Annotated in this window: 13 protein-coding genes; 11 read left to right on the top strand and 2 right to left on the bottom strand. The window is 71.4% G+C overall.

Features of this window, described 5'->3' with window-relative positions:
• The first annotated feature begins 44 nt into the window (after nt 1-44).
• Nucleotides 45-614: a manganese efflux pump MntP gene (locus BR70_RS0116055; RefSeq protein WP_027466883.1), complete on the top strand. Its 570-nt coding sequence runs from the start codon at nt 45-47 to the stop codon at nt 612-614.
• A gap of 81 nt (nt 615-695) precedes the next feature.
• On the opposite strand, the gene BR70_RS21395 is transcribed toward BR70_RS0116055, so the two are convergent.
• Nucleotides 696-1028 (bottom strand): DUF4190 domain-containing protein, encoded by a 333-nt coding sequence (locus BR70_RS21395; protein ID WP_051597022.1) that lies wholly within the window; start codon nt 1026-1028, stop codon nt 696-698.
• Nucleotides 1029-1116: 88 nt separating this feature from the next.
• Between BR70_RS21395 and BR70_RS0116045 the strand changes: the two genes are divergently transcribed.
• A complete protein-coding gene (locus tag BR70_RS0116045) occupies nt 1117-1473 on the top strand; it encodes a hypothetical protein (protein WP_027466882.1) in 357 nt (118 codons plus the stop codon).
• 29 nt (nt 1474-1502) lie between these two features.
• Here BR70_RS0116045 and BR70_RS0116040 read toward each other — a convergent pair whose 3' ends face one another.
• Entirely contained in the window at nt 1503-2807 is a 1305-nt protein-coding gene (locus BR70_RS0116040; RefSeq protein WP_155896903.1) for a hypothetical protein, read from the bottom strand.
• 129 nt (nt 2808-2936) lie between these two features.
• Between BR70_RS0116040 and BR70_RS0116035 the strand changes: the two genes are divergently transcribed.
• From BR70_RS0116035 to BR70_RS21380, 9 genes are all read left to right on the top strand, one after another.
• A complete protein-coding gene (locus BR70_RS0116035; protein WP_027466880.1) occupies nt 2937-3659 on the top strand; it encodes an SDR family NAD(P)-dependent oxidoreductase in 723 nt (240 codons plus the stop codon).
• Nucleotides 3660-3755: 96 nt separating this feature from the next.
• Entirely contained in the window at nt 3756-4448 is a 693-nt protein-coding gene (locus BR70_RS0116030; protein WP_231495717.1) for a DUF6766 family protein, read from the top strand.
• A 129-nt stretch (nt 4449-4577) separates the two neighbouring features.
• Nucleotides 4578-5921, top strand: a complete 1344-nt coding sequence (locus tag BR70_RS0116025) for a sensor histidine kinase (protein ID WP_027466878.1) — start codon at nt 4578-4580, stop codon at nt 5919-5921.
• Nucleotides 5918-6562, top strand: coding sequence for a response regulator transcription factor (locus BR70_RS0116020; protein WP_027466877.1), 645 nt, complete (start codon nt 5918-5920; stop codon nt 6560-6562). The genes BR70_RS0116025 and BR70_RS0116020 overlap by 4 nt, the downstream gene beginning before the upstream one ends.
• A 164-nt stretch (nt 6563-6726) precedes the next feature.
• Nucleotides 6727-7737, top strand: coding sequence for a LacI family DNA-binding transcriptional regulator (locus BR70_RS21390; protein ID WP_051597021.1), 1011 nt, complete (start codon nt 6727-6729; stop codon nt 7735-7737).
• A 134-nt stretch (nt 7738-7871) separates the two neighbouring features.
• Nucleotides 7872-9137: an ABC transporter substrate-binding protein gene (locus tag BR70_RS0116010; RefSeq protein WP_027466876.1), complete on the top strand. Its 1266-nt coding sequence runs from the start codon at nt 7872-7874 to the stop codon at nt 9135-9137.
• Nucleotides 9138-9162: 25 nt separating this feature from the next.
• Nucleotides 9163-10116 (top strand): carbohydrate ABC transporter permease, encoded by a 954-nt coding sequence (locus BR70_RS21385; protein WP_035809298.1) that lies wholly within the window; start codon nt 9163-9165, stop codon nt 10114-10116.
• Nucleotides 10113-10985 carry a carbohydrate ABC transporter permease gene (locus tag BR70_RS0116000; protein ID WP_027466875.1) on the top strand — a complete coding sequence of 291 codons (873 nt, stop codon included), beginning with the start codon at nt 10113-10115 and terminating at the stop codon, nt 10983-10985. The genes BR70_RS21385 and BR70_RS0116000 overlap by 4 nt, the downstream gene beginning before the upstream one ends.
• A 53-nt stretch (nt 10986-11038) precedes the next feature.
• Nucleotides 11039-12316, top strand: coding sequence for a family 1 glycosylhydrolase (locus BR70_RS21380; protein WP_051597020.1), 1278 nt, complete (start codon nt 11039-11041; stop codon nt 12314-12316).
• Nucleotides 12317-12336: the final 20 nt, after the last annotated feature.

Genomic DNA, 12336 nt, shown 5'->3' with positions numbered 1-12336 from the left:
AGACGTCGGAGTCTCCATCCGACCGTCTCGAAAGGCGCCACCCCATGTCCTTCTGGGCCCTCTTCCTCATCGCGCTCGGCGTCTCCGCGGACGCCTTCGCCGTCGCCCTCGGCAAGGGCCTGCACATGAAGCGCTTCGACGTGCGGCATGCGATCGTGATCGCGCTCACGTTCGGGGTGTTCCAGGCGGTGATGCCGTTGCTCGGCTGGTTGCTCGGGTCGGCGTTCGCGCAGTACATCGCGGCCTTCGACCACTGGGTCGCGTTCGGGCTGCTCGCGCTGATCGGCGGGAAGATGCTGTGGGAGGCGTTCTCGAAGCACGAGGACACCGAGCAGGACACCGATCGTCTGCCGGTCCGCGAGCTCCTCGTGCTGGCGGTCGCGACCAGCATCGACGCCCTGGCGGTCGGCGTCACCCTGGCGTTCCTGCCCGTCTCGATCGGCGGCGCGGTGCTGCTCATCGGGATCACGACCGCGGTGCTGTCGTTCGTCGGGGTCCTGGTCGGTCGCCGTGTCGGTGCCCGCTTCGGCAAGCCGGCGGAGATCGCGGGTGGTGTCGTCCTGATCCTGATCGGTCTGAACATCGTGCTGGAGCACACCGGCGTCATCGGCTGAGGCCGCGGTCAGAACCGACACCGGACGAACGGGAGGCCCGTGGCGAGCTGCCACGGGCCTCCGGTCTGGTGCTGGTGGGCGTCAGTACCCGCCCGTGGTGCTGGTCGGGGTGTTCGCGAGGACCGTGACCACGAAGATGATCCAGAAGATGCCGAACACGAGCGACAGGGCGCTGATGATGACGCCGGCGAGGGCCAGGCCGCGGCCGCGCTCCCCGGTCTTCTTGATCTGCGAGAGCGCGATGATGGACACCACGAGGCCGGCGATGTTCACCACGAAGGCCAGGACGAACCCGACGATCGCCATGACGTTGAAGCGGTCGGACGACGGCTGCATCGGAGCGCCGTAGGGCTGCCCGCCGGCTGCGTAGGGGTTCGGGTTCTGCTGGTTGTACTGGGGCGTGCCGTCACTCATGGCGCCGCGTCCTCTCTGATCAGGGGGATGTCTACACAGGAAACGTACAGGACCAACGGGCCGCGATGTGCGGTGGGATCATCGGGGCATGGGATGGCTGCGCCGACACCTGCTGCACGGCGGCCGGTACGACGAGCGGGACCGACGTGACCAGCTCCGGCGGTACGTGGTCCGCGGCGACCGGCTGGTCGCGTTCCTCACCGAGCACGACGACCCCCACGTCGTCCGGGTGCAGGAGCGTGTGGACCATGCGCGTGGGCTGCTCGAGCGCGGATGGGACCGTGACGACCTGCTGACGGTCGCCGCCCCGGTGCGGGCACCGTGGCCGAACGGCAAGGGGCGTGATGCGGGGGAACCTGCTCCGGAGTACGCCGATCGGGCGGACGGGTTGATCGAGGACCTGAACGCCGTGGCGCTCGAGCTGCGGGCCGTCGCCGAGGTCTGATGCGGCACTGACCGGCACCCCGGCACCCGTCAGATGTCGAGCACCCCGTCCACCGCGTCCGCTCGGTCGGCGATGTGCCCGCTGTCGATGTCCTCGTCCAGGTGCACGCCGACGTACGGCCGGTCCTGCACGTGCCCGGCATCGTCGAACACCCGGTAGCGCCGACGGAGCCGCAGGTACGGCACGGCGCTGTGCTCGAACGACACCACGACCTCGGTCGCGGGCCACTCCCCCTCGACGGTGACCTCGACGGCCCGGTAGGCGCTCGCCGACCGGTGGAGCGCGGGGTGTTCGCGGGTCCACCGGATGTCGGGCTGGTCGAGTGCCTCGAACACCCCCATGAGGTCCGCGACCGGGCGCTCCCGTGCGGCAGCGTCCAGGTCGTGCAGCGGCCAGCGCGCGCCCTCGACGTCGGTCAGGTCGAACCGCTCCGTCCACGGTGCGAGGGCCGTTTGCTGTCGGTCCTGCTCGTCCTCCCACGACGTCTCGTCCTCGTCGATCGCGGGGCGGGACGGCAGGTCCCCCGTGGTCACGGTGGCGGGCAGGCCACCGGTCACGTCGAGGTCGACCTCGCGGGAGACGTAGACGACGTTCCGGAACACGGACGCGTCGGGCTCCAGTCGCGGACCGGTCGGTGCATACCGGATGGTGAGGACCGAGCCGGCACGGCGGACGTCCTCGACCAGGTGGTCGACGGCGATCGTCGTCCGGCTGCCGTCGGTCCGCACGAGCACGAGGTCGGTCGGCGGGGTCGGCAGGGGTGGCGCGGGAACGGCCGGTGCTCCCGACCGACGAGGGAAGTCGTCCTCGTCGTCGTCGGCGTCGGATCCGGCACTCCAGGAGTAGCGGGGGCCGTCGTCGTCCGCGTCGTCGTCCAGCAGCTCGGGGTCGTCGTCCTCCGGCTCCTCGCCGGCCGCCAGCGTCGCCGCCCACTCCTCCGGCGACGGCCAGAACGGCTCCGACGGCGCCCACGGCAGGGTCTCCGGGTCGACGCCGTCGAGCGGGTCGTCCGAGTCCCCGTCGTCGTCCTCCGGATCCTCGAGGCCCTCGTCCTCGGAGTCCTCGTCCTCGTCCTCTCCCATCCACATCGACGCGTCACGCGGGTCGCCGATCCACAGCCCCTCGACGTCCGCCCCGAGCACGCGTCGATCACCGAGGTCGACCGCGCACGTCACCCCGGTCGGCGTGACGTACACGGCGGTCCGGGACATCTCGTCGAGGTCGTCGCCCACTTCCTCGAGCGATCCGTAGACGACCCAGGCGCCCCCGTCGGTCGCGAGGACCCCGACCTCGTCGACCGCACCGTCCGGCAACGGGGCGTCCGGCCACGTCACCCACCGCGGCCCTGTGGCCGGCCCGTGAACAGCCGGGAGGCCCGTGGCGGGCCCGCACCGTGCCTCCCGTCCGCTCGTTCCCGGTCCACCTGCCGGGCCCGCCGCAGCCGTCGGGCGCATGATGGGCGGATGGCACGCATCCTCGTCACCGGATCCACCGACGGCCTCGGGCGGGGGACCGCCGACTCGCTGCTCCGCAGCGGACACGACGTCGTCGTCCACGCGCGCAACCGGGCCCGCGCCGAGGCGGTCGCCGACCTGGTGGAGCGCGGCGCCGAACTCGTCGTCGCCGACCTGGCGGACCGCGACGCCGTGATCGCCACCGCCCGGGAACTCGACGCCGGCACCCCGCTCGACGCGGTCGTGCACAACGCCGGGGTGATCTCCGGCCGTTCCCTGGTGCCCGTCAACGTCGTGGCGCCGTACCTGTTCACCGCGTTGCTGCGCTCGCCGGGGCGACACGTGTACCTGAGCAGCGGGATGCACCGGGGCGGCCGTCCGCGCCTGGACACCGTCGACTGGACCGGCGCTTCGGAGACGAACTCGTACTCCGACACGAAGCTGTTCGTGACGGCGCTCGCCGCCGAGGTGCCGCTCCGACGCCCGGGCGTGCTGAGCAACGCCGTCGACCCGGGCTGGGTGGCGACCAAGATGGGCGGGGCCGGCGCTCCGGACGACTTCGAGCTCGGACACCGCACGCAGGAGACGCTCGCGACCGACCCGGACCAAACCGTGACGGGTGGTTACTGGTTCCACGGGGAGTGGCAGGAGCCGCACCCGGCGGTCGCCGACCGGCGGTTCCGCACCGAACTGCTCGACGCGCTCGCGACGGCCACCGGCGTCACGCTCTGAGTCGCTGACGGACCGGCACGACCGGCCAGGTGCTCCTGCGAAGGCGTTCGTGGCGTCCGGACCAGGATGGGCTCGACGCGACGAACGGAGGACCCGGTGACCCTCGGCCTGCACAACGGATCGAGTGGGTGGCAGCGCGTGCGACGGCACGGCCTGCTCCTCGCGAACGTCGCCGTCTTCGTCGTGTGCTTCGTCGGCATGGTGTTCGCCGGGTGGCGGGTGTCCGCGGCGGACGCACTCCAGCACGGTGAGGCGGCCGTGTCGCTCTGGGGCTTCCTGACGAGCGGCGACTTCGCCGAGGCCACCTTCGAGAACTGGGAGAGCGAGTTCCTGCAGATGGGCGCGTACATCGTGTTCACGGTGTTCCTGTTCCAGAAGGGGTCGAGCGAGTCCGAGCCCCTGGATCAACAGAGCCCGCAGGACGAGGACCCCCGGGAGCACGCCGACGACCCGAAGGCCCCGTGGCCGGTGCGCCGGGGCGGGATCGTGCTCGTGCTGTACGAGAACTCCCTGCTGATCCTGTTCGCGGTGCTGTTCCTCGGCAGTGTCGTGGGGCACCTGATCGGTGGTGCGGCGGCCTACAACGAGGAGCAGCTCGAACACGGCGGCGATGTCGTCACGGCGTGGGGCTACCTGGGCACGAGCCAGTTCTGGTTCGAGTCGATGCAGAACTGGCAGTCGGAGTTCCTGGTCATCTCGGTGATGGTGATCGCCACCGTGTCCCTGCGGCAACGAGGGTCGAGCCAGTCGAAGCCCGTGGCCGCGCCGACGGAGCAGACCGGCGCCTGAGCGGACCCGGCTGACGACGATCGCGGGGTTTCCCCACCGACCACGGGGGGCAGCACCGGTGTGCGGGCGGACCCCCGCGGCGAGGCTGGTGTCGGGCAATAAGCTCGTCACCGACACGAAGAGGTCCGCATGTACACCGCCGTCGCCACCCCGGGCGCACCCACCACCGTCCCCCGGTTCCGACCGTTCCGAGCCGTCGCCGACGGCAGCACCTGGCGGGCCTTCGCGTTCCACGCCGCGCACCTGCCGATCGCGATCGCCGCGCTGGCCTGGTTCGTCGTGGTGCTGGCCGTCGGCATCCCGGTGTCGCTGACCTGGGTCGGCCTGGTCGTCGCCGCGTTCCTGCTCGGTGGGTCGCACTGGTTCGCCGCGGTCACCCGCCGGATGTCCGCCGCGCTGCTCGGGCAGGTCGTCGTCGCCCCGGCACCGCCCCGTGCGGGTTCGACGCCGCTCGGCACCGCGTTCGCCCGGCTGTCGGACGGCCCCACCTGGCGGGCGTTCGCGTACCTGCTCGCGGGGTTCGTGCTGACCACCACCACGTTCGCCGTCTCGACCGCTGTGCTCGTGAGCGGTCTGGGCGCGATGACCCACGCGGCGTGGGGGCACTTCCTGCCGGCGCAGCGGGGCGCGGACGGCGAGCTCCACAGCGGTGCGCAGTTCCTCGGCGTGTACGTCGACACCCCGCCGCTGCAGGTCGGGTTCGCGGTGCTCGGCCTGCTCATCGTGCTGTTCCTCTGGCCCGCGGTGAACCACGGGCTCGCGGCACTGCAGCGTGTGGTCATCCGCGCCCTGCTCGGTGCCACCGCCCGCGACCTGCGGCTCCGCCAGGTCACGGCCTCGCGCGACGCCGCCGTGCTCGACGCCGACACCACCCTGCGCCGCATCGAGCGGGAGCTGCACGACGGCACCCAGGCCCGGCTCGTCGGCCTGGCGATGACCCTCGGCGACGCCCGTGACCGCCTGCAGACCGGCGCCGACCCGGACGCGGTCACCGCGCTGGTCGACCGGGCGCACGCGTCGACGAAAGAGGCGCTGGTCGAGCTCCGCGCCCTGGCCCGCGGCATCCACCCGCCCGTCCTCGACGAGGGGCTCGAGGCGGCGCTGACCTCGGCGTGCTCCCGGACGCCGTTCCCCGTCGCGCTGTCGGTGGACCTGCCCGTCCGGCCGTCCCGCGTCGTCGAGGGGATCGCGTACTTCGGGGTGCTCGAGCTGCTGACGAACGTGTCGAAGCACGCCGGAGCCTCGGCCACCGCCGTCCGGGTCGGCATGCTCGGCACCGACCTGCTCGTCGAGGTCGAGGACGACGGCCACGGCGGGGCACACGTCGCGCTCGGCACCCCCGACGGTCACGGCACCGGCCTGGCAGGGGTGCTCGAACGGCTGCGCGCCGTGGACGGGGACCTGCAGGTGGACAGCCCCGCCGGCGGCCCGACCCGCATCCGGATGCGCATGCCGAGCGGAGCCGAACGGTGAGGATCGTCGTCGCCGACGACAACACGATCGTGCGCGAGGGGCTGACGTCCCTGCTGCGCGGTCGCGGGCACGAGGTCGTGCCGGTGTCGGACGGCGACGCCGCGGTGGCCGCCGTCGCGCACGGCGCGGTCGACGTCGTCGTGATGGACATCCGGATGCCGCCGACGCACACCGACGAGGGCGTCCGTGCGGCCGTGCGGGTGAAGGACGTCCGGCCCGACGTCGGGGTGCTCCTGTTCTCGCAGTACGCCGAGGCGCAGTGGGCGCGGGCGCTGCTCGACGTCGCCACCGTCGGCGTCGGGTACCTGCTGAAGGACCAGGTCGCCGAGGTCGGCACCTTCATCGACTCGCTGCACCAGGTCGCCGCGGGCAACGTCGTGCTCGACCCCGAGGTGGCTGCCGCACTGGTCCAGGCGCCGCGTGCCACGAGCGGTCCGCTCGACTCGCTCACCGCCCGCGAGACCGACGTGCTGCGCCTGATGGCCGAGGGTCGGTCGAACGCCGCGATCGCGGACACGCTGTTCCTGTCCGGCGGGACCGTCGAGAAGCACGTCACCGCGGTCTTCACCAAGCTCGGGCTCGAGGCGACGCCGAACGAGAACCGGCGGGTGCTCGCGGTCCTGCGGTTCCTGGCGGACTGAGCGGGGCCCTGGACGGGTGACCGACCGGACGGGAGGCCCGTGGCGGGCCCGCCACGGGCCTCCCGTCCGGTCCGCACCACGCTGGTGCGGTAGGTTCCTGCCGAACGCAGTCCGCACGTGAGAGGGGGCGCCCGATGGCGCAGGGGCACCGCTCTCCGCCCACGATGAGCGACGTCGCCGCCGTGGCGGGTGTCTCGAAGAAGACCGTCTCGAACGTGCTGTCCGGCTACGAACACGTCTCTGTCCGCACCCGCGACCGTGTGATGGCCGCCGTCGACGAGCTCGGCTACGAGCTCAACGTCTCGGCGCGGAACTTCCGCGCCGGACGCTCCAAGGTGCTCGGCCTCGCGGTGCCGGAACTGCGGCAGGCGTACTTCGCCGAACTCGCCGACGCCGTCATCCGCGCTGCCGGAACCGTGGGCTACACGGTGCTCATCGAGCAGACCGCGAGCGGCGTGCGCGAGGCGGACGCGATCACGCGGATGCGTGAGCACTCCATCGACGGCATCATCTACAGCCCCCTGACCGTCCGGCCGAGCGACGCCGCCGCGCTCGAGGTGAAGTTCCCCCTGGTCGTGCTCGGTGAGCCGATCCCGGAGGCCCCCGTGCCGTTCATCGCCATGTCGAACGCGGACGCGCTGCGGGACGCGACCGCGCACCTGCTCGACGCCGGTCGGCGGTCGATCGCGTTCATCGGCTCCGACCCGTCGGGCCCCGTGCGCACGGCCCAGGAGCGACTGCGGGGCTACCGCGAGGCGCTCGACGACCACGGCGTGCCGTTCGCACCCGAGCGGGTGGTGCCGACCGCGCTGTGGCACCGGGCCGAGGGGGCGGCGGCCGCACGGCAACTCCTCGACGCCGGCGTGCCGGTCGACGGGATCGTCTGCTGCAACGACGCGCTGGCGCTCGGGGCGATGAGTGCCCTGCAGCTCGCGGGCCGGACCGTGCCGGACGACGTCGCGGTCGTCGGGTTCGACGACATCGAGGAGTCGGCGTACTCGACCCCGGCGCTGACCACGGTGTCGGCCGACCTGGACCGCGTCGCGGCGACGGCGGTCGGGGTGCTCGTCGCCCAGCTCGAGGAGGGCGCCCCGGCGACACCGGGGGTGCTGCGCTCGCCGCACGCACTCGTCGTCCGGGCGTCGTCCGGACCGTTGCGCTCGGTCTCCGCCTGACCCGGTGACCACGGGTGCTCCCCGACCCCTTGACCGGGTGGTCGAGCACCGGCTACTGTCCACATTTACACCGGTGTAAATCCGGCATGGACGAGGTCCGCACACCGACGTGCCGGACGGATGGCAGGTTTTCGATGAAGAAGCACATCGCGGTCGTCGCGCTCGCAGCAGCGGCGTCGCTCTCCCTCGCCGGGTGCGCCGGCTCCCCCGGGTCGTCGGGTGACGGCGGCCACGTCGACCTGACGTTCTGGCACGGCTACACCGAGGCTGACGGCAAGGTCCTGGACGGCATCGTCAAGGACTTCAACGCCTCGCAGGACAAGGTCACCATCACGACCCAGACGAAGACCTGGGCCGTGATCGACGACACGATGCTCCCCGCCCTGTCCGCGAAGAAGGGCCCGGACCTCGTCGCGATGACCTCCGACCGGCTGCCGGTCTACGCGCAGAAGAAGGCGCTGGTCGACCTCAGCGACTTCTACGCCGACGACGCCAACAACACCGGGGACCTGAAGGAACAGGCCGTCGCGATGGAGCGGGTCGACGGCAAGGAGTACGGGGTGCCGAGCGGGTTCGTCCCGCTCTCCGTGATCTACAACAAGAAGCTGTTCGCAGCGGCCGGCATCGACTCCTTCCCGACCACCTGGGACGAGTGGATCGCCGACGCGAAGAAGCTCACGAAGGACGAGAACGGCGACGGCACCCCCGAGCAGTACGGGCTCGTGCTGCCGGACCACCAGACCGTCGGCAACGGCATCTGGCCGAGCCTGTTCGCCGGCAACGGCGGATCGATCACGAACGAGGCGGGCACGAAGTCCACCATCGACTCCGCCGCGAACGCCGAGACGCTCGAGTACTGGGCGAAGGCGGTGCGCGACGACAAGATCTCGCCGACCGGTGTCGACGGCATCGCCGCGGACAAGCTCTTCACGGCCGGAAAGACCGCCATGGAGATCGGTGGCCCCTGGATGGCCGGCGTCGCCCAGGCCTCGGACATCGACTACGGCATCGCCGCGATCCCGGCGGGCCCCGAAGCGCAGGTGGCCTCGGCCATCGGCATCTCGCTCGGTGTCACGGCCCAGACCGACGACGCGAAGCAGGCCGCGGCCGAGCGGTTCCTGCGCTACTTCAACGAGCAGTCCGTCGCGACGAAGTGGGCCCTCGGGTCCGGCTGGCCGCCGCTCCGCACCGACGTCACCGCCGCGGACGTCGACGAGAACCCGACCGTCGCGACGCTCACCGGGCTGCCGGGCACCACGATCCCGCTCCTGCCCGGCGTGGTCGACAGCGCTGACGTGCTCACCGCCGTGGACGCCGCGACCCAGAAGGCGATGGCGGGCGGGGACCCCGGATCGCTCCTCGCCACCGCCGACGCCGACGTGCAGTCGGCCTTGAAGTAGCAGCAGCGGCCTTCGGAGGACCCTCGTGACCACGCAGCAACTCGGCCGACGCCGGCGGTACCGACCACCGGGCCAGCTCGGCGGACGATCGCCCCTGAACGGCACGTTCCGCCGCCGCGCCACCATCGTCGGGTTCCTCGCACCCGCGATCGTCATCCTCGGGGCGTTCGTGCTCTGGCCGATGCTCTCGGCGCTCCGGCTGTCGTTCACCGACGCCAGCGGGTTCGGCGACCCGTCGTTCATCGGGTTCGCGAACTACGTCCGGGTCTTCACCGACCCCGACGTCCTGCGGTCCATCGGCAACACCGCGCTCTACTCGGTGCTCTTCACCCCCGTCGCGATCGTCGTCGCCCTGGTGCTCGCCCTCGTGCTGAACCACCCGGCCCTGCCGTTCCGCGGGTTCTTCCGGTCGGCGTTGTTCCTGCCGTTCATCGTGTCCCTGGCCGTCGCCGCGTTCGCGTGGTCGTACCTGCTCGACCCGCAGATCGGCCTGCTGAACCACTGGCTGCAGCTCGTCGGCATCCGGCTCGGCAACGTGCTGCAGGACCCGACGCTCGCGATGCCCACCGTGGTGCTCGTGGCCGTGTGGAAGAACTTCGGCTTCTACATGGTGATCTTCCTGGCCGGGCTGCAGGAGATCCCCACGAGCCTGTACGAGGCAGCGCAGCTCGACGGGGCGAACGGCCGCCAGCGGTTCGCGAACGTCACCTTCCCGATGCTGAGCAACACGATGGCGTTCGTCGTGATCGTCGCCCTCATCGCCGCACTGCAGGCGTTCGACCAGATCTACGTCCTGACCGGCGGTGGTCCGTACCGGTCGACCGAGACGATCGTCATGCAGATCTACCAGTCCGGTTTCAAGGACCTCGACCTCGGGTTCGCGAGCGCCCTGGCGTACGTGCTCCTCATCGCGACCCTGCTGCTCAGCCTCGTGCAGTTCCTGTTCTTCGGGAAGCGCGGAGAGGACACCGCATCATGACCGCACTCCCCCGTCCCGCGACCCTCGTCCGACGCAGCACCGTGGCCCGTCGACAGCCGTCGATGCGCTGGCTCGGCTTCGCAGCCGTGGCCGTCGTGACCCTGGCGGTCCTGCTCCCCGTGCTCGTGATCGTGTTCACCGCGTTCAAGCCGGCGAGCGAGGTCAACGCCTATCCGCCGACGCTGTTCCCGCACACCTGGACGCTCGACAACTTCCGGGCGATCTTCACGCAGCTGCCGTTCGGGCGGCTCATCCTGAACAGCTTCGCCTTCGCCGGCGGTGTGACGGTGTTCGCGCTGGCGTTCGACGCGCTCGCCGCCTACGCCCTGGCACGGCTCGACTTCCGGGGCAGCAAGGTGCTGCTCATCGTGATCGTCGCCAGCCTGATGATCCCGTTCCAGGCGACGCTCATCCCGATCTACCAACTGGTGTCCGACCTCGGGTGGGTGAACACGTTCGCGGGGCTCATTGCTCCTCGGGCGGCCGACGCCTTCGGGATCTTCTTCCTGCGGCAGTTCTTCGTGTCGCTCCCCCGCGACCTGGACAACGCGGCGCGGATCGACGGGGCATCGGAGTGGCGGATCTTCCGGAGCGTCGTCCTGCCGAACGCCGTCCCCGCCCTGCTCACCCTCGGCATCTTCACCTTCGTCAACAACTGGAACGACCTGCTCTGGCCGCTGGTGTTCACCACCGACCAGGACATGGGGACCATCACGTCCGGCCTCACCCTGCTGACCGGGCCCGGCGGGATCATCCCGCAGGGCGTGATGATGGCCGGTGCCCTGATCGCCGTGCTGCCCCTCGCCGTCATGTTCCTGCTCGTGCAACGCCGCTTCATCGAGAGCGTCGCCAGCACCGGGCTCAAGTGACGACGACACCGCACGAGCCCGGAGCGGCCGTGCCCACCACGAAACGAGACACCATGCACTGGTCCGACGACGGCAGGCTGCACTTCGCCCTGGGCATCGAGGACACCTTCGTCCCGCAGGCCCGACCGGGTGAACGGCCCATCGACGAGTACGAGCTCACCGACCACTACCGGCAGTACGCCGCCGACCTCGGGCTGGCGGTCGACGTCGGCGCCGAGCTCCTGCGCTGGGGCGTCCCCTGGTACCGCGTCGCCCCCGAGCCCGGCGTCTGGGACTGGTCGTGGGTCGACGGCGTCATGGCGCGGTTCCGCGAGACCGGCCTGCAGCCCGTGGTCGACCTGCTGCACTACGGCACACCGCTCTGGCTCGACGGGCAGTTCGCCCACCCCGACTACCCGGCGCACGTCACCGAGTACGCCGCCCGGTTCGCGGCGCGGTACGGCGACGTCGCCACCGACTACACGCCCGTCAACGAGCCCGTCATCCACGCCCTGTTCTCGGGTGAGTACGGGTACTGGCCCCCGTACCTGACCGGCGCCGAGGGGTCGGCCCGGATCGCGTCCGCCCTGGCCAAGGGGTTCGTCTCGACGCAGCACGCGATCACCCGCGAACTCGGCGACGCCGCCACCTTCGTGCACGTGGACGCCGGCATCCGGTACGTCGGCGACGTCGACGCCCCGGAACACCGCGACACGGTCGCCCGCCTGCGCGCCCAGACGTTCCTGGTCGAGGACCTGGTCACCGGGGGCGTCGACGACGCGCACCCCCTGGTCGGACGGCTCCGGTCGGGGGGCGTGACCGACGCCGATCTCGACTGGTTCCGGCAGCACGCGGTCCGGCCCGACGTGATGGGCGTCAACTACTACCCGCTGCACTCCACCGAGGTGTTCGAGGCGGGGGTGCACCACGGCGGCGGGTTCGCCGACCCGCGGCCCTACGAGGACACCGGCGTCGAGGGGCTCCGCGACGTGCTCACCACCTACGCCGAGCGCTACGGTGCCCCGGTCATGCTCACGGAGACGTGCGTCACCGGTTCGGTCGAGGAGCGCATCGGCTGGCTGGACGCGTCGGTCACGGCCGTGCGGGAGCTCCGCGACGAGGGGGTGCCGGTCGTCGGCTACACCTGGTGGCCGCTGTTCGACATGTACGAGTGGACCTGGCGGCACACGGACGCGCCTCGCCAGGAGCACCTGCTCACGATGGGCCTCTTCGACCTCGTCGAGGACGGCGCCGGCGGCCTCGACCGTCGTCGCAACCCGGTCGCCGACGCGTTCGCCGCGCACACGCGACAGGAACGGGCCGTGGCAGCGGCCCTGTCCGCGACCCCGTGACGGTCTGGAGGCGCGGGTCG

Origin of the sequence: Curtobacterium sp. UNCCL17, assembly GCF_000686685.1 — a bacterium.
Taxonomy (GTDB): domain Bacteria; phylum Actinomycetota; class Actinomycetes; order Actinomycetales; family Microbacteriaceae; genus Curtobacterium; species Curtobacterium flaccumfaciens.
Note: the sequence above shows the minus strand (reverse complement) of the source record. Positions and strands in the feature narration are given on the sequence as shown.

What these genes read in the sequence shown, in the direction of transcription:
- BR70_RS0116055 (WP_027466883.1), top strand. Translation starts at nt 45, where the DNA reads ATGTCCTTCTGGGCCCTCTTCCTCATCGCGCTCGGCGTCTCCGCGGAC.
- BR70_RS21395 (WP_051597022.1), bottom strand. Translation starts at nt 1,028, where the DNA reads ATGAGTGACGGCACGCCCCAGTACAACCAGCAGAACCCGAACCCCTAC.
- BR70_RS0116045 (WP_027466882.1), top strand. Translation starts at nt 1,117, where the DNA reads ATGGGATGGCTGCGCCGACACCTGCTGCACGGCGGCCGGTACGACGAG.
- BR70_RS0116035 (WP_027466880.1), top strand. Translation starts at nt 2,937, where the DNA reads ATGGCACGCATCCTCGTCACCGGATCCACCGACGGCCTCGGGCGGGGG.
- BR70_RS0116025 (WP_027466878.1), top strand. Translation starts at nt 4,578, where the DNA reads ATGTACACCGCCGTCGCCACCCCGGGCGCACCCACCACCGTCCCCCGG.
- BR70_RS21390 (WP_051597021.1), top strand. Translation starts at nt 6,727, where the DNA reads ATGAGCGACGTCGCCGCCGTGGCGGGTGTCTCGAAGAAGACCGTCTCG.
- BR70_RS0116010 (WP_027466876.1), top strand. Translation starts at nt 7,872, where the DNA reads ATGAAGAAGCACATCGCGGTCGTCGCGCTCGCAGCAGCGGCGTCGCTC.
- BR70_RS0116000 (WP_027466875.1), top strand. Translation starts at nt 10,113, where the DNA reads ATGACCGCACTCCCCCGTCCCGCGACCCTCGTCCGACGCAGCACCGTG.
- BR70_RS21380 (WP_051597020.1), top strand. Translation starts at nt 11,039, where the DNA reads ATGCACTGGTCCGACGACGGCAGGCTGCACTTCGCCCTGGGCATCGAG.